Source organism: Geodermatophilus nigrescens, from assembly GCF_900129495.1.
Lineage (GTDB): Bacteria > Actinomycetota > Actinomycetes > Mycobacteriales > Geodermatophilaceae > Geodermatophilus > Geodermatophilus nigrescens.
This window is the reverse complement of record NZ_FQVX01000001.1, coordinates 789,490-805,265: the sequence shown is the minus strand read 5'-3', so window position 1 is coordinate 805,265 and position 15,776 is coordinate 789,490. Positions and strand designations below refer to the sequence as shown.

At 77.5% G+C, this 15,776-nt stretch carries 15 protein-coding genes; 12 read left to right on the top strand and 3 right to left on the bottom strand.

Translation table 11 applies throughout. From position 1 onward, the window contains the following. Positions 1–5: 5 nt before the first annotated feature. From BUE37_RS03895 to BUE37_RS03880, 4 genes are read left to right on the top strand one after another with little or no spacing between them, the layout of a single operon-like run. Positions 6–1,460, top strand: coding sequence for a YcaO-like family protein (locus tag BUE37_RS03895; protein ID WP_073419543.1), 1,455 nt, complete (start codon positions 6–8; stop codon positions 1,458–1,460). Then, positions 1,457–2,293: a sugar phosphate isomerase/epimerase family protein gene (locus tag BUE37_RS03890; RefSeq protein WP_073418725.1), complete on the top strand. Its 837-nt coding sequence runs from the start codon at positions 1,457–1,459 to the stop codon at positions 2,291–2,293. The genes BUE37_RS03895 and BUE37_RS03890 overlap by 4 nt, the downstream gene beginning before the upstream one ends. Beyond that, a complete protein-coding gene (locus BUE37_RS03885; RefSeq protein WP_073418724.1) occupies positions 2,290–3,498 on the top strand; it encodes a glycosyltransferase family 4 protein in 1,209 nt (402 codons plus the stop codon). The genes BUE37_RS03890 and BUE37_RS03885 overlap by 4 nt, the downstream gene beginning before the upstream one ends. A gap of 2 nt (positions 3,499–3,500) precedes the next feature. After that, entirely contained in the window at positions 3,501–4,217 is a 717-nt protein-coding gene (locus tag BUE37_RS03880) for a PIG-L deacetylase family protein (protein ID WP_245794270.1), read from the top strand. Positions 4,218–4,622: 405 nt separating this feature from the next. Here BUE37_RS03880 and galE read toward each other — a convergent pair whose 3' ends face one another. Then, positions 4,623–5,591 carry a UDP-glucose 4-epimerase GalE gene (gene galE, locus BUE37_RS03875; protein ID WP_073418722.1) on the bottom strand — a complete coding sequence of 323 codons (969 nt, stop codon included), beginning with the start codon at positions 5,589–5,591 and terminating at the stop codon, positions 4,623–4,625. A gap of 36 nt (positions 5,592–5,627) precedes the next feature. After that, positions 5,628–5,906, bottom strand: coding sequence for a DUF1905 domain-containing protein (locus BUE37_RS03870; RefSeq protein WP_073418721.1), 279 nt, complete (start codon positions 5,904–5,906; stop codon positions 5,628–5,630). Between the two features lie 139 nt (positions 5,907–6,045). On the opposite strand from BUE37_RS03870, the gene BUE37_RS03865 reads away from it, so the two are divergent. From BUE37_RS03865 to BUE37_RS23645, 6 genes are all read left to right on the top strand, one after another. Beyond that, positions 6,046–6,876, top strand: a complete 831-nt coding sequence (locus tag BUE37_RS03865) for a VOC family protein (RefSeq protein WP_073418720.1) — start codon at positions 6,046–6,048, stop codon at positions 6,874–6,876. A 191-nt stretch (positions 6,877–7,067) separates the two neighbouring features. Then, positions 7,068–8,420 carry a reverse transcriptase family protein gene (locus BUE37_RS03860; RefSeq protein ID WP_139252809.1) on the top strand — a complete coding sequence of 451 codons (1,353 nt, stop codon included), beginning with the start codon at positions 7,068–7,070 and terminating at the stop codon, positions 8,418–8,420. Positions 8,421–8,457: 37 nt separating this feature from the next. After that, positions 8,458–9,336, top strand: coding sequence for an SDR family oxidoreductase (locus BUE37_RS03855; RefSeq protein ID WP_073418719.1), 879 nt, complete (start codon positions 8,458–8,460; stop codon positions 9,334–9,336). Further along, positions 9,333–11,264, top strand: a complete 1,932-nt coding sequence (gene nhaA, locus BUE37_RS03850) for a Na+/H+ antiporter NhaA (RefSeq protein ID WP_073418718.1) — start codon at positions 9,333–9,335, stop codon at positions 11,262–11,264. The genes BUE37_RS03855 and nhaA overlap by 4 nt, the downstream gene beginning before the upstream one ends. After that, positions 11,261–11,884 carry an SDR family NAD(P)-dependent oxidoreductase gene (locus BUE37_RS03845; protein WP_073418717.1) on the top strand — a complete coding sequence of 208 codons (624 nt, stop codon included), beginning with the start codon at positions 11,261–11,263 and terminating at the stop codon, positions 11,882–11,884. The genes nhaA and BUE37_RS03845 overlap by 4 nt, the downstream gene beginning before the upstream one ends. Before the next feature lie 140 nt (positions 11,885–12,024). Then, a complete protein-coding gene (locus BUE37_RS23645) occupies positions 12,025–12,420 on the top strand; it encodes a DUF1761 domain-containing protein (protein ID WP_073418716.1) in 396 nt (131 codons plus the stop codon). Between the two features lie 3 nt (positions 12,421–12,423). Here the strand turns inward: BUE37_RS23645 and BUE37_RS03835 are convergent, their stop codons facing one another. Continuing rightward, complete coding sequence (locus BUE37_RS03835; RefSeq protein WP_073418715.1) at positions 12,424–13,422, bottom strand: helix-turn-helix domain-containing protein; 999 nt, start codon at positions 13,420–13,422, stop codon at positions 12,424–12,426. Between the two features lie 224 nt (positions 13,423–13,646). On the opposite strand from BUE37_RS03835, the gene BUE37_RS03830 reads away from it, so the two are divergent. After that, complete coding sequence (locus tag BUE37_RS03830; protein ID WP_073418714.1) at positions 13,647–14,477, top strand: alpha/beta hydrolase; 831 nt, start codon at positions 13,647–13,649, stop codon at positions 14,475–14,477. Positions 14,478–14,485: 8 nt separating this feature from the next. Further along, positions 14,486–15,757 (top strand): MFS transporter, encoded by a 1,272-nt coding sequence (locus BUE37_RS03825; protein WP_073418713.1) that lies wholly within the window; start codon positions 14,486–14,488, stop codon positions 15,755–15,757. Positions 15,758–15,776 lie beyond the last annotated feature (19 nt).

Below are 15,776 nucleotides of genomic sequence, written 5' to 3'. Positions count from 1 at the left end.
CGGCGGTGGAGGTCACGCCGTCGCAGCGCTACCGCGACAGCTTCCCGGTCCCGGTCGACGACTTCGCGATCGAGGGCATCGACGTCCTCGACGTGCCGCTGCACTCCGCGGTGCTGCCGCCCTCGGAGCTGCACCCCGGCGGCAGCGGTCTCGGCTACGGCGCCACCCGCGAGGAGGCCCGCACCGGCGCGATGGGCGAGATGGCCGAGATGGCCCTGTCCCTGCGCGCGCACCAGGGCGTCGCCCGCGAGGAGGGCTCCTACGCGGACATGAGCCGGCGGCACGGCCGCGACCGCGTCGCCGACCCGCGCGAGCTCTGCCTGGAGGCCGGCAGCGCCTACGACGACGACCGGCCGCTGCAGTGGCTGCCGATGACCCGGCTGCGCGACGGCGAGCGGGTGCTGGTGCCGGCCGAGCTGGTGGCGTCCGCGCCCGAGGACCTGCCCGGCGCCCCGCCGCCCGGCGGCTGGCTCACCACGGTCATCACCAACGGCCAGGGCGCCGCGTTCGACGCCGACCGCGCGGTCACCCACGCGCTGCTGGAGGTGCTGCAGCGCGACGGCAACGCCACCGCCTTCCGCGCCATGGACCGCGGCGTCGTCGTCGAACTCGACGGGATCGCCGACCCGGACGCGCGGGCGCTGCTCGACCGGCTCGACGCCGCGGGCATCGACGTGATGGTCAAGCTCGCCTCGACGGAGTTCGGCGTCGCCGACGTCTACGCCGTCGGCTGCTCGCGGGACGGCTCGGAGCCGGTGCCGGTCATGGCGACGGCGTGCGGCGAGGCCGCGCACCCCGACCGCGACACCGCCGTCCGCAAGGCGCTGCACGAGTTCGCCTCGGCCCGCGCGCGGAAGGCGTTCATGCACGGGCCGTTCGACGTCGTCCTGCCGGCGACGCCGCCGGGCTACCTGGAGCACTGGCGCACCGGGCACCCGCCGGAGCGGCTGGTCGAGGAGGACCGCGCGCTGCAGGCGATGCTCGACTGGACCCGGATGGGCACCGCGGCGCTGGTCGACCTGCTGCAGGACACCGTGCTGTCGCGGCGGTCGACGGTGGCGCTGGCCGACCTGCCCACCTGGTCGGGGGACGACCTCCACGGGTTCGTCACCGGCGCCGTGCAGGCCGCCGGGCACGACGTGCTGGTCGAGCTGCAGCCCTCGGTCGGCGACGCGGTCGCGGCGAAGGTGCTGGTGACCGGCCTGGAGGTCGAGACGATGAGCTACGGCCGCATCGGCGAGCGCGGCGTGCGCCGGCTGGCCGAACGCGGCGACCCGCTGGTCGCCGTGGGTGCCGACCCCGGCGGCTGGGCACGGGTGCACCTGACCGCCGGTGCCGAGGAGCGCCTGGGCGGGCCGGCCTGGTTCGACCGCGCGGGGGCCGAGCGGCGGGTGGGCGCGCTCTACGCCCTCTACCGGGAGCCGGGGCGGCACGTGGTCGCGGAGGTCCTCGACACGTGACCGAGCTCCGGTACGCCTACAACACCAACGGGCTGACCTCGCACCGCCTGTCGGACGCGCTGTCCTTCCTCGCCGACACCGGCTACGCGGGGGTGGCGCTCACCCTCGACGTCGTCCACCTCGACCCGTTCGCCGACGACGCGTTCACCCAGGCGGAGCGGGTGCGGGCCCGCTGCGACGAGCTCGGCCTGGGCGTGGTCGTGGAGACCGGCGCGCGGTTCCTGCTCGACCCGCGGGCCAAGCACGAGCCGACGTTCGTCTCCGCCTCCGCCGAGGGCCGCGCCCGCCGGCTGGCCTACCTGCGGCTGGCCTGCGACCTGGCCGGGGTGCTGGGCGCGGAGGCGGTCAGCTTCTGGGCCGGGGTGCCGAAGCCGGGGGTCGACCGCGACGAGGCGTGGGGCTGGTTCGCCGACGGCGTGCGCGCGCTCGTCGACAGCCACGGCGGTCGCTCCTACGCCCTCGCCGTCGAGCCGGAGCCCGGGATGCTCGTGGAGGACTGCGACGGCTGGGCGCGGCTGGCCGCGGAGGCGCCGGGCACCACGCTGGCGCTGGACACCGGGCACTGCGTCGTCGCCGGGGCCTACGCGCCGGAGGAGGCGGTGGCCCGGTTCGCGCCGTCCCTGGGCACGGTCGCCGTCGAGGGCATGCGCCGCGGCGTGCACGACCACCTGCCGCTGGACGAGGGCGACGTCGACCTGCCGGCGGTGCTGCGCGCGCTGCGGGAGGCGTCGTACGACCGGCTGGTGACCCTGGAGCTGTCCCGGGACGGGCACCGCGCCCACGAGATGGTGCCGCGGGCGATGGCCACGCTGAGGGAGGCCGAACGGGCGTGAGGATCTGCTTCGTCAGCCGGCGCTACTGGCCGGCGGTGAGCGGGATGAGCGTCTACGCGGAGAACCTGCTGCGCGAGCTCGTGGCGCTCGGCCACGAGGTGGTGCTGGTCAGCCAGTACCGCGACGACGAGGCCGGCACCCGGGTCTACGGCGGCGGCCCGCCCCCGGCCGACCGGGTGCCCGCCGGCGTCGAGGTGCACGCGCTGCCCAGCCGCGGCGAGACCGTCGTCCCCGCCGACTGGGAGGGCGACATCGCGGAGATCGTCCGCACCGTGCTCGACCTGCACCGCGAGCGCCCGTTCGACGTGCTGCACGCCCAGTACGGCTACCCGCCGGGTCTCGCGGTGCTGGCCGGGGCGCGGGAGACCGGGCTGCCGGCCGTGGTGAGCATCCAGGGCGGCGACGGCCACTGGGTGGGCACCTGCTGCGAGACCCACGCGCACGCGATGCGCGCCGTCGTCGACGCCTCCTCCGCGGTGCTCATCGGCAGCGCCAGCTTCCGCGACGAGGTGGTGGGCAACCTCGGCTCCGACCCGGCGCGGTTCACGATCGTCCCGGGCGCCACCGACACCCGCCGGTTCACTCCCGCGGAGCGCCCGCTGGGGTCGCTGCAGGACCCGCCGGTGCTGCTGTTCCACGGCCGGGTCGACCGCCGCAAGGGCGTGCTCGACCTGCTCGAGGCGCTGCCCGACGGCGTCCGGCTGGTCGTCTCCGGCATCGGCCCCGACCTCGACGAGGCCCGGGCGCGGGCCGACGGGCGGACGACGTTCCTCGGCTACGTGCCGCCCGACGAGGCGCCCGCGGTGTACCGCTCGGCCGACGTGTTCGTCAGCCCCACCTACAGCGAGGGGTTCTCCAACACGCTGCTCGAGGCGATGGCGAGCGGGCTGCCGACGGTGAGCACCGACTCGGTCGGCGTCGTCGACTGCCTGCGCGACGGCGAGAACGGGCTGCTGCACGCCCCGGGCGACGTCGCGGGGCTGCGGGCCGCGCTCGACCGGCTGCTCACCGACGGCGCGCTGCGCGAGCGGCTCGCGACGGCGGCGCTGGAGGAGGTGCGCCGGCTCTACTCGTGGCCGGTGCTCGCCCACTCGATCGACGACGTCTACTCCGAGGTGGCCGGGACGACGCCGTCGCACGACTGGACGATGCCGCCGACGGTCGACCTCTCCTGCCGGTTCCGCGCCGCGGCCCACCTGCTGTGAGGGTGACCGCGGTCAGCCCGCACCTGGACGACGCCGCGTTCTCCGTGGGCGGCACGCTCGCCGCGCTGGCCGACGCCGGGCACGAGGTCACGGTGGTCACCTGCTTCACCCGCAGCGTGCCCGACCCGGAGGGCTTCGCGCTGGCCTGCCAACTCGACAAGGGGCTCCCGGCCGACGTCGACTACATGGCGCTGCGCCGCGACGAGGACGCCGCCGCGATGGCGGTGCTCGGGGCGACGCCGCTGCACCTGGACCTGCGCGAGGCCCCGCACCGCGGGTACGGGAGCGCGGCGGAGCTGTTCGCCGGCGTGCGCCCCGAGGACGACGCGTGGGAGGACGTGCGGGCGGCGCTGACCGGGCTGCCCGGCGACCTGTGGCTGGCCCCGCAGGCGCTCGGCGGGCACGTCGACCACCTGCAGGTGCTGCGCGCGGTGGCCGGGACGGGGCGGCCGGTGCTCTGGTGGCGGGACTCGCCGTACGTGCTGCGCGACCCCGGCGCGGTGCCCGGGCCGGACCTCCCCGGCGGGCTCGCGCCGGTGCGGTTGCCCCAGGACCTCGACCGGCGCGCCGACGCCTGTGCCTGCTACACGACCCAGCTCGGGTTCCAGTTCGGCGGGCCGTCGGCGATTCGCTCGGCGCTGGCCGGGCTGCCGGAGGAGCTGCTGGCCGACGCCGCGGCGCGGGAGCTCGTGGCGGGCCTGGCGCTCCCGGCGCGGTAGCCACCCCGGCCCGGACCGACCCCTGTCTCCCCGGCCGGGTCGTGCTCTGCACGCGCCCGTGTGCAGAGCACGACCGTGTCCGGGACAGTCCTCGCGCTCGGCTTCGTGCTCTGCACGCGCCTGTGTGCAGAGCACGACTCCCTCCCGGGACACGGTCGTGCTCTGCCCCGCCCCCGTGGGCAGAGCACGACTGCCCGCCGGACAACACCCGACCTCTCCTTCGTGCTCTGCCCCGCCCGCGTGGGCAGAGCACGACTGCCCGCCGGACAACACCCGGCCTCTCCTTCGTGCTCTGCCCCGCCCCCGTGGGCAGAGCACGACTGCCCGCCGGACAACACCCGGCCTCTCCTTCGTGCTCTGCCCCGCCCGCGTGGGCAGAGCACGACTCCCTCCAGGGAGAACGGGTCAGAGGGGCTGCAGCGCCCGCCAGGCGGTCCAGGCGCTGGCGATCATGTCCCGCAGGTCGCGGGTCGCCCGGAAGCCGAGGTCGCGGGCGATGCGGTCGACGGCGGCGACCACCCGCGCAGGGTCACCGGGGCGCCGGCCGGTCACCTGCGGCGTGGTGTCCCCGCCGGTGACCTCGGCGACCACCCGCAGCACCTCCAGCACGCTGCTGCCCTCGCCGCGGCCCACGTTGTAGGTGCCCCCGGGACGGCCGGCGGCCAGGGCGCGGGCGGCGGCCACGTGCGCGTCGGCGACGTCGGAGACGTGCACGAAGTCGCGCACCGGGCTGCCGTCGGGGGTGGGGTGGTCGTCGCCGAACAGCAGCGGCGGCCGGTCGGCGTCGAGGGCCTCGAACACCAGCGGCACGAGGTTGGCCGTCCCCCGGTCGCCGAGCTCGGGCGCCGCCGCCCCCGCCACGTTGAAGTAGCGCAGGCTGGTGGTGGCCAGGCCCCAGGCGGCGCAGTCGCGCAGCAGGTCCTCGCCCGCGAGCTTGGTCCGGCCGTAGGGCGACAGCGGGCGGCAGGCGGTGTCCTCGTCGACCCGCTCGGCATCGGGCATGCCGTAGACCGACGCGCTGGAGGAGAAGACGAAGCGGGTCACGCCCTTGGCGCGGCACCCCTCGAGCAGCGCGACCAGGCCCTCGACGTTCTCCGCCCAGTAGAGCAGCGGGTCGGCCACCGACTCGGCCACCTGCTTCTTGCCCGCCAGGTGCACCACGCCGGTCACGCCGTTCTCGCGCAGCACCCGCCGGACCATGCCGCGGTCGCGCACCGAGCCGACCTCCAGCGGCACCTGCGGCAGCGCCGCCAGCCGGCCGGCGTCGCCGGTGGACAGGTCGTCGAGGACGACGACGTCCTCCCCCGCCGCCGCCATGGCGTGCACGACGTGCGCCCCGACGTACCCGGCGCCCCCGGTGACCAGCCAGCTCACCCGGTCAGCCTGCCCCGGCGGGCGCGGCGGCGCGCGTCAGGACAGCCGCTGCCGCAGGTGGACGGCGACCTCCTGGCCTGCGGCGTCCTTGCCGATCGCCGCGCAGATCGCCTTCCGCAGGGGCAGCCAGTGCGGCCCGTCGCCCGACGGCATGCAGGTGGCGGCGAACGGGTGCCCGTCGACGGTCCCCTCCACCTTCACCGCCCGGCGGGTGCCGAACAGCGCGGCCGAGTCGGGCACGGTGACGAAGGTGGGGAACGCGCCGTCCTTCTCGAGGGGCGCGGTGAACGAGGCGTCGAGCTCCTGGGCTGCCATGCCGCTACCGACCGTCCCGACGTCCGGGACTCATCGGTGCCGGAGGAGGCGACCGGTCGGGCGGCCCCGGCCCCCACCGCGGGGACGCCGTCCTGTCACCGGCCGGCCCTACGGTCCCGACGACCGACCTGGAGGTGCCATGACCGCAGTCCGGACCTACCCGCACGGCGTGACCTGCTGGATCGACACCGAGCAGCCCGACCCCGCCGCCGCGGCCGCCTTCTACTCCGGCCTCTTCGGCTGGACGCTCACCGACGCCGTCCCGCCGGGTGCCCCCGGCTCCTACCTCATCGCCACGCTCGACGGGCAGGACGTGGCCGCGATCGGGCCCGGCGACGGGCCGCCCACCTGGAACACCTACGTGGCGGTCGACGACGCCGACGCCACGGCCACCGCGGTCCCGGGGCTCGGGGGCACCGTCGTCTCCGGGCCGGAGGACGCCGGGCCCGGCGGGCGCACCGCGGCCTGCACCGACCCGCAGGGCGCGCCGTTCCGGCTGTGGCAGGCGCGCCGCCGGCCCGGCGCCCAGCTCACCAACGCCCCGGGCGCCTGGAACTGCTCCGACCTGCACACCCCCGACCGCGCCGGCGCGATGGCCTTCTACGGACCGCTGTTCGGCTGGCGCGACGTCGACATGGCGCAGGACTCCGGCACGATGCTGCAGGTCCCGGGCTACGGAGACCACCTGGCCGCGACCGTCGACCCCGGCATCCACGAGCGGCAGGCCTCCGCCCCGCCCGGCTTCGCCGACATCATCGGCGGCCTGCTCCCCACCGACGCGGGGCCGGCGTCCTGGCACGTGACGTTCACCGTCGCCGACCGCGACGACGCCGCGGCCACCGCCGAGCGGCTCGGCGCCACCGTGCTGCGCTCCGGGGAGGACGTCTGGACCCGCACCGCGCTGGTGCGCGACCCGCAGGGCGCGGAGTTCACCGTCAGCCAGTTCACCCCACCGGAGGGCACCTGGTGAGCGGGGTGGCCCGCTAGCGTGCGCGCCGTGCGCGGTGGGGCGGGCAGGACGACCGGCAGCGACCGGTCTCCCGGGGCGACCCCGGGGCAGCAGGTCCAGGCCAGCACCAGCACCGCCCGCCGGACGGCGCGCTCCGCGCACCTGACGGCGCCTCCCATCGGGAGCGGCTGCCCGCCCCACCGCGCACACCGGTGACGACGCCGCGCCAGGCCGCCGCCACCGCCTCCGGGATCGCCACCGCGCTGCTCGCCGGCCCCTGGCGGCGGCGCGAGGCGGTGCGCCGGGTCGCGGTGGCGCTCGGGCACGCCCGCGCGCCGCGGTGGGTGGGCGCGCTGGTCGGCGAGGTCCTCGACGCCTACCGCGACGCCCCGGCCGACCGGCCCCGCGAGCTGGCCGCCTTCCTGGCCTCGACCCGCGGCTGGGCGCAGGGGCAGGCCGGCGACGTCGCCCCGCGGGTGGTGCGCCGCGAGCCGGTGCCCACCCGCGTGGTGCGCCCCCGCCCCGACCTGACCGAGGTGCCGGACCTGGCAGCGCTCGCCCGCCTGCTCGACGTCGACCAGGGCGAGCTGGCCTGGTTCGCCGACACCCGCGGGCTGGAGCGCACCGCACCGGAGGAGGCGCTGCGGCACTACCGGTGGCGGGTGGTGGAGCGGCCCGGCGGCGTCCGGCTGCTCGCGGCCCCGAAGCCGCGGCTGCGCGAGATCCAGCGCCGGCTGCTGCGGCACCTGGTCGCGCCCGTGCCGCCGCACCCGGCCGCGCACGGCTGCGTGCCGGGGCACTCGGTGCGCACCGCGGCCGCCCCGCACGCCGGCGCCGACACCGTGCTGGCCCTCGACCTCGAGTCCTTCTTCGCCTCGGTCCCCGCCGGCCGCGTCTGGGGCGTGCTGCAGGGGGTGGCCGGGCTGACCGAGCCGGTGGCGCACGCGGTGACCGGCCTGGTGACGACGGTGGTCCCGCTCGCGGTGTGGCGGCGGGTGCCGGTGCCGGAGGACGGCGCCGCTCGCGACCGGCACGCCCGCCTCGGCCGACGGCTCGCCGTCCCGCACCTGCCGCAGGGCGCGCCCACCTCCCCCGCGCTGGCCAACCTGGTGTGCGCCCGGCTGGACCGGCGGCTGGCCGGCCTCGCGGCGTCGGCCGGCGCGGTCTACACCCGCTACGTCGACGACCTGTTCCTCAGCGGCCCGCCCGCGCTGCGCCGGCCGGCGTTCGCCGCGCGGGTCGCCGCGATCGCCGCCGACGAGGGCTTCCGCGTGCACCCCGGCAAGACGCGCAGCGCCGGGCGGGGGCGGCGGCAGACGGTGCTCGGCGCCGTGGTCAACGTCCGGCCCACGCTGCCGCGGGCCGAGCGGGACGCGCTGCGGGCGCTGCTGCACAACTGCGCCGTCTCCGGCTGGGCGTCGCAGGTGCGCGACCGCGACCCGGCGACGTTCCGCGAGCACGTCCTCGGCCGGGTGGCCTGGGCCTCCTCGATGGACCCGGTGCTCGGCGCCCGCCTGCGGGTTCTCGCCGAGCGCATCGACTGGGACGCCCCCGGGACGGCATGATCGTCGCGTCCCCCTGCTGTCCTCCGAGAGGGAGACCGTGCCCCCACCTCCTCCCCCGTCCTCCGCGACCGCGCCCGCGGCCGCACCGGCCCCCGGCCCGCTCGCCGGCCCACTCGAGAGCTCGCTCGCCGGCTCGCTCGACGGCCGGGTCGCCGTCGTCACAGGCGCGAGCAGCGGCATCGGCGCCGCGACCGCGCGCGCCCTGGTCGACGCCGGCTGCCGCGTCGCGCTGCTCGGCCGCCGCGGCGACCGGATGGCCGCCGTCGCCGAGAGCACCTCCGACCCCGCCCGCACGCTCGTCGTCGCCACCGACGTCTCCGACGGGCTCGACCTCGCCGACGCCCTCGACGCCCTGCACGACCGCTTCGGCCCGGCCGACCTCGTGGTCGCCGGCGCCGGCGTGCTCACCGGCGCCCCGTTCGAGGACGGCGTGCCGGCCGAGTGGATCGAGATGATCGACGTCAACCTCGGCGGCATCCTGCGCACCGCGCAGACCTTCGCCCGCGACCTGCTCGCCACCGCCGAGGAGGGCCGCGCCGCCGACCTGTTCCTCATCGGCGCGCTCGCCGGGCAGGTGCGCTTCCCCGGCTACGCCGTCTACTCGGCCGTCGAGGCGGCCGTGGCCCAGCTGGCCCGGACGCTGCGCGCCGAGTACGGCCGCCGGGGCGTGCGCGTGCACGTCGTCGCCCCCGGGCTCACCGACACCGACTTCGGCTCCGACATCACCCACGACGGCACCGCCCGCGGCTGGGCCGAGCACCGCGAGGTGATCGTGCCGATGGACCCCGCCGACGTCGCCGCCACGGTGCTCTTCGGCGCCGGGCTGCCGGCGCAGGTCAACCTCGCCGAGCTGCTGGTGCTGCCCACCCGGCAGGACCAGTTCCTGCCCGGCCGGCGCGCGGAGCGGCTGCGGTGAGGGGTGTCCTGCGCGCCGAGGAGGACCGGCCCTCGTTCCTCGGGCGGGCGATGCGGGTGGCCGACTCCGACGCCGCGGCCGCCGGGGTGCTGCTGGTCGCCACGCTGCTCGCGCTGCTGTGGGCCAACGTGCCGGGCTCGGCCTACGAGGACGTCTGGCACACCCCGTTCGCCATCAGCCTGGGCGACGCGGTGCTGGAGATGGACCTGCGGCACTGGGTCAACGACGCCGCGATGGCGCTGTTCTTCTGCCTGATCAGCCTGGAGGTCAAGCGCGACCTGGTGCTCGGCGAGTTCCGCGACACCCGGCGCATCCGCATCCCGGTGGTCGCCGCGGTGGCCGGGCTGGTCGTGCCCGCGCTGGTGTTCCTCGCGATCGCCGGGGCCACCGACCAGCCCGGCGAGGCGCGCGCCGCCTGGGGCGTGGTCATCTCCACCGACACCGCGTTCGTGCTGGGGCTGCTGGCGATCGTCGGCCGCTCGGTGCCGGTCAACCTGCGGGCGTTCCTGCTGGCGCTGGCCGTGGTCGACGACGTCGGCGCGCTCGCGGTCATCGCCGTCGCCTACACCGAGGACCTCACGCTGCTGCCGCTGGCGGTCGCCGCCGTCGGGCTGGTCGCCGTCGTCGGGCTCAGCCGGATGCGGGTCTGGCGCGGCGGGGCCTACCTCCTGCTGGCCGTGCCGGTGTGGCTCGGCGTGCTCGCCTCGGGCGTGCACCCGACGGTGGCCGGCGTCGCCATCGGGCTGCTGCTGCCGATCCACCCGCCGAGCCCCGACGAGGTCGACGCCGCGGAGGCCGCGGCGCGCGACTACGGCCGCACCCCGACCTCCGGGGGCGCCCACCGGGCGGTGCTCAGCCTGACCCGGTCGGTGTCGGTGAACGAGCGCGGCCAGCGGCTGTTCCGGCCGTGGGTCAACCTCGTCGTCGTGCCGGTGTTCGCGCTGGCCAACGCCGGGGTCGTGCTCACCGGCGAGACGCTGGCCGACGCCGCGACCTCCGGGCTGACGTGGGCGATCGTCGCCGGGCTGGTGCTCGGCAAGGTGCTCGGCGTGGCCAGCGCGTCGATGGCGGCGGTGCGCCTGGGTGTCGGGCGGCTGCCGTCGGGCCTGTTCACCCGGCACGTGGTCGCGGCCGGCCTGTTCAGCGGCGTCGGCTTCACGATCTCGCTGTTCATCATCGACCTGGCGCTCGACGACCCGGCGCTGGCGTCGCAGGCCCGCATCGGCGTGCTCGCCGCGTCGGTGACCGCCGCCGTCGTGGCGCTCGGCGCCGTCGCGGTGGTGCGGGCGATCGACCGCACCCGCCTGCCCGGGCGGCAGCGGCTGGGCCGGCCGGTGAGCGCCACCCGCGACCACGTGCGCGGCCGGGTCGGGGCGCCGATGGAGCTGGTCGTCTACGCGTCGTTCGTGTTCACCAACGCCGGGCGCACCGCGGAGGTGGTCGACGAGCTGCGGCGCTCGCTCGGCGACGACCTGGTCTTCGTGTACCGGCACCTGCTCACCGACGACCCGGTGTCGCTGCGCGCGGCGGAGGCCGCGGAGGCCGCCGCCGCGCAGTCGCGCTTCTGGCCGATGCACGACGCGCTGGCCGCCCGCGCCGGCCGGCTCGACGACCGCGCCGTGCGGCGCTGCGCCGTCGACGCCGGGCTGAACCTGGCGCGGGTCGACGCCGCGGTGGCCGAGGGCTCGTTCGCCGCACGGGTGCGGGAGGACGACGACGAGGGCCGCGAGATGGGCCTGGAGGAGCCGCCGCGCTTCTTCGTCAACGGGCAGCTCTACGACGGCCCGCTCGACGTCGCCCCGATGCGCACCGCGCTGGAGATGACCGCCGGACGTACGCGCGTCAGGGCGGCGGCGCCCGAGCCCGAGGACGAGAACGACCTCGACGACGCGCTGCCGGTGCGCCCGCCCGTCGGGGAGCCGGCGTGAGCGCCCCGGTCGCGGGTCGGCGCGCGGTGGTGATCGGCCTGCCGCTCATCGCCGACGCCGTGACCGCCGAGCTCCGGGCGGGCGGCGCGCAGGTGGAGCAGGTGGCCACCGCGCGGGAGGTGGTGGCCGACGCCGACGGCGTGCGCGAGCGGCTCGGCGGCGTCGACCTGGTGGTCGCGGCGCTCGGCGGCATCGGCGGCGGCCCGTTCGGGCTGACGCCGGCCGAGAAGTGGGCGGCGATGGTCGAGCAGGGCGCCGGCGACGCGGTGCTCGCCGCGCGGGCGTTCCTCGACGACCTGCTCACCGCGGCGGCCAACGACCGCCCGGCCGACCTGGTGCTCGTCGGGTCGGCGGCGGCGTCGGAGCTGGTGCCCGCGTTCGCGGTCCACGCGGCCACCGCCGCCGGGGCCGCCCAGCTCGCCCGCACGCTGCGGGTGGAGCTCGGCGGCACGCTGGTGCGGGTGCGGCACGTCGCCGTCGGGTGGGTGGCCACGCAGAGCACCGCCGACGGCGCCGCGCTCACCCCGGCCGACGTGGCGCGCACGGTCGTGTTCACCACCACGATGCCGCCGACCACGAACGTCGCCGAGGTCTCCCTGCTGGCCACCCGCTACGGCTGACCGTGTGCGCCCGCGCCGCATCCCGCGCCCGGGGGTGCGGCGTGGGCGCACACGCTCGCCGCGGCGCCCCGGCGACGCGGGCCGATGAGTCCCGCGGCCGGTGCCGGTCTGTCCCCGCACAGGCATCCGAGGAGGCAGACGTGGACGGTGGGACGAGGAGGGCCGCGCGGGTCGCGGCCGCGGCCGGGGCGTCCTTCGTCGCCAGCTCGGCCTGGTACGCCGCGTTCGGCTCGCGGCTGGCGGAGCTCGACGAGGCCTACGCGGGGCCGCAGGCGTCGCCGGCCGTCGTCGCCCCGGTCGAGCTGGCCCGCAGCGCGACGGTGGCCGCCGCCGTGTCGGTGCTCGCCGACCGGCTGCCGGCGCGGGGCCCGCGAGACACCGTCGCGCTGGCCACCGGCCTGTGGGCCGCCTTCCCCGCGGTGCTGCTCACCGGCTCCGTCTTCCACGAGAAGGTGCCGTGGCAGCAGGCGGCGATCCACGCCGGCGACTGGCTGCTCAAGCTGCTGCTGGTCACCGCGGTGGTCGGCCGCGACTGACCGTCAGCGCGCGGCCGGGGCACCGGGTCCGGCCGGAGCACCGGCCAGCACCTCGCCCCGCGCGAGGTCGCGCCACTCGCGCGGGCTGACCCCGTACTCGGCGCGGAAGCGGCGGGCGAAGTAGGACGGGTCGGTGAACCCCCACCGGCGGGCGACGACGGCGATCGAGCGGGCGCCCGGCCCGGCCAGCTCCGCGCGGGCGCCCTCCAGCCGCTGCGAGATCACCTCCTGCTCGAGGCTGAGCCCCGCCGCGGCGCAGGTCCGGTAGAGGTGGCGCACCGAGACCGCGTGCGCGCGGGCGATCCGCTCGGCGTCGAGGTCGGGCTCGGTGAGGTGACGCCGCACGTAGGCGCGCACCCGGGTCAGCAGCGTCTCGCCGAGCACGTCCGCGGTGCCGCGCGCGCCGTCGACGGCGGAGGCCAGCAGCGCCCGGGTCAGGTCGACCGTCGCCGAGGCCAGCGAGTGCACGAGCGGCTCGGCGGCCAGCTGGGAGACGTCGCGGGTGAGCTGGGTGACGTGCGCCCGCACCAGGTCGTACAGGGGGCTGGTCCCGGCCACCGGCAGCGCCCGCCGGACGGTGTCGACCGGCAGCCCGAGGCGCGCGGCCGGGATGCGCAGCGCCCGGCACACCCCGCGCCCCGACCAGCGGTACTCGTAGGGCGAGGAGACCTCGGTGAACGACAGCTCGCCGCCGGCCACCTCCCGCTGGGCATCGAACTGCTCCTGCCGCGCGGTGCCGGCCTCCTGCACGGCCAGCGAGAGCACGGGCTCGGGGTCGGCGCGGGCGTGCCGGGCGGTGCGCAGCAGGGTCACCTCGCCGGTGAGGTCCAGGCGCATCACCGAGACGCCGCCCAGGTCCCAGCCGTCGAGCCGCGCGCGGGCGGGCACCGACGGGTCGGGGAAGCGGATGCGCGAGGACATGGTGCCCTCGAGCAGCTCGGCCACCCGGCCGGGACGGCGGTCGGCGGGGTCGAGCCCGTCGGTGTCGACCAGGGTGGCCACGGCGGCTCCGGGAGGGATGGGTCGGCGGACGTCGTCGTCGCGGGTCGTCGGTCATCCTGGCGAGGCCCGGCGGACGACGGAAGCCCGCCGCGCGCGGCCAACGGACCGGGCACCCAGGGTCCGGTCCCGGTCAGTCAGGGCACAGCACGGCGGGCCGGGCGCCCCTAGCGTCCGCGGCACCCGCGGCCCGACCGGGAGCCGCGACCTCACCCCGGAGGCCTGCCGTGACCGCTGCCGCGCCCGTCCCCGTCGTCTTCGTGCACGGCCTCTGGCTGCACGCCAGCAGCTGGACGCCGTGGGGAGAGCTGTTCGCCGCCCGCGGCTACGACCCCGTCGCGCCGGGTTGGCCGGGCGAGCCGCCGACCACCGAGGAGGCGCGGGCGCACCCCGACGCGGTGGCCGGCGTGGGCATCGAGGACGTGACCCGGCACCATGCCGAGGTCATCGCCGGGCTGCCCTCGCCGCCGGTCGTCGTCGGGCACTCCTTCGGCGGCCTGGTGGCGCAGAAGCTGCACGGGATGGGCCTGACCCGGGCGTGCGTGGCGCTCTCGCCGGCGCAGTTCCGCGGCAACCTGGTGCTGCCGCCGGCGCAGCTGCGCACGGCCTGGCCGGTGCTGTCGCGCCCCGGCCTGCGCCGGCGCACCTGGGCCCACACCCCGGACACCTGGGCGCGCGGGTTCGCCAGCGCCGTGCCGCGCGAGGAGGCCGACCGGCTCTGGACCGACTACGCCATCCCCTCCCCCGCGCGGCCGCTGTTCCAGGCGGGCTTCGCCGCGTTCACGCCGCGCAGCGAGGCCGCCGTCGCGACCCGGCGGGAGCGCGGGCCGGTGCTCGTCGTGGCCGCCGGGCGCGACCGCACGGTGCCCGAGGCGGCCTCCCGCGCGGCGTACCGCATCCAGCGGCGGCACGGCACCGGCGTCACCGAGTTCGTGTCCTTCCCCGACCGCGGGCACTCCCTCGGCGCGGACTCGGGCTGGGCGGACGTGGCCGGCACGGTGCTCGACTTCCTGAGCCGCTCCGGCGTGGGGGCGCCCGCGCCGGTCGGCCAGGCCTGAGCGGCGCCGTGCACTCGGGTCCGACACGCACCGCCGGGATCCTCGCCCCGCTGCGCGGCGGGCCCTATCGGTGGCTGGCGGCGGTGCTGGCGCTGTCGCTGGTCGGCACCGGCACGTGGACGGTCACCTACGTCTTCCAGCTGGTGGCCACCGGCGGCGACGCCGGCGACGTCTCCGCCGTGGCCACCGCGGCGTCCGTAGGCGTGCTGCTCGCCGTGCTGGCGGGCGGCGCGGTCGCCGACCGGGGCAGCCAGCGCGCGGTCCTCGCCGGGGTGGCGGCGGTCAAGGCGGGCGGGACGGCGCTGCTCGCCGCCCTGTCCCTCGGGGAGGCGCTGACGACGCCGGTGCTCGCGGGACTGGCGCTGCTGCTGGGCCTGGCCGACGGCTTCTTCTTCCCCGCCTACTCCGCGCTGGTCCCGCGCACCGTGCCCGTCGCCCAGGTGCTCGCCGTCAACGGGCTGGAGGGCGTGCTGCGGCCGGTCGCGATGCTGGTGGCCGGGCCCGCGCTGGCCGGGCTGGTGGTGCGCGAGACCTCGCCGGGCTGGTCGTTCGCGGTCGTCGCGACCACCCAGGTGGCGGCGGCGCTGGCCGCCGCCCGCCTGCCGCGGCCGGCCCCGGGCCCGGCGGCACCCGCGCACGGGCACTCCGGCGGGAGCCTGCGCGACGTGCGCGACGGCGTCCGCTACGGCCTGGGCACCCGCTGGATCCGGACGACGCTGCTGCTGGCGAGCGCGATCCTCGTGCTGGTGCAGGGTCCGATCGAGGTGCTGCTGCCGTTCGTGGTCACCGGCGCCGGCGGCGGGCCCGGGGCGTTCGCGGCGGTGCTGGCCGCGTTCGGCGCCGGCGGGGTGGTCGGCGCGGTGGTGGTGGCCTCGCGGCCGCTGCCCCGGCGGGACCTGTCGTTCCTCGCGCTCGTGTGGGGCCTGGGCACCGCGCCGATGGCCCTGGTCGGCGTCGCGGACGAGGTCTGGCTGGTGGCCCTGTGCACGGCCGTCGTCGGGGCGACGTACTCGGCCGGCGCGGTCGTCTGGGGGACGCTGCTGCAGGTGCGGGTGGCGCCGGAGTACCTGGGCCGGGTGTCGAGCCTGGACTTCTTCGTGTCACTGGCGTTCCTGCCGGTGTCGATGGCGCTGGCCGCGCCGCTGGGGTCGCTGCTCGGCACCGGGTGGGTGTTCCTGCTGGCCGGCACGGTGCCGCCGCTGCTGGCGCTGGTGGCGGTCACCGCCGGTGGGCTGCGCGCCGACGAGACCGCCGCCCGCCGGGAGCCGGTGGCCGGGTGAGTCCCGGCCACCGGCCTGC

Excerpts from the sequence above, each read along its gene's own strand:
- BUE37_RS03870 (WP_073418721.1), bottom strand. The coding sequence starts at position 5,906 with ATGGCAGCCCAGGAGCTCGACGCCTCGTTCACCGCGCCCCTCGAGAAG.
- BUE37_RS03865 (WP_073418720.1), top strand. The coding sequence starts at position 6,046 with ATGACCGCAGTCCGGACCTACCCGCACGGCGTGACCTGCTGGATCGAC.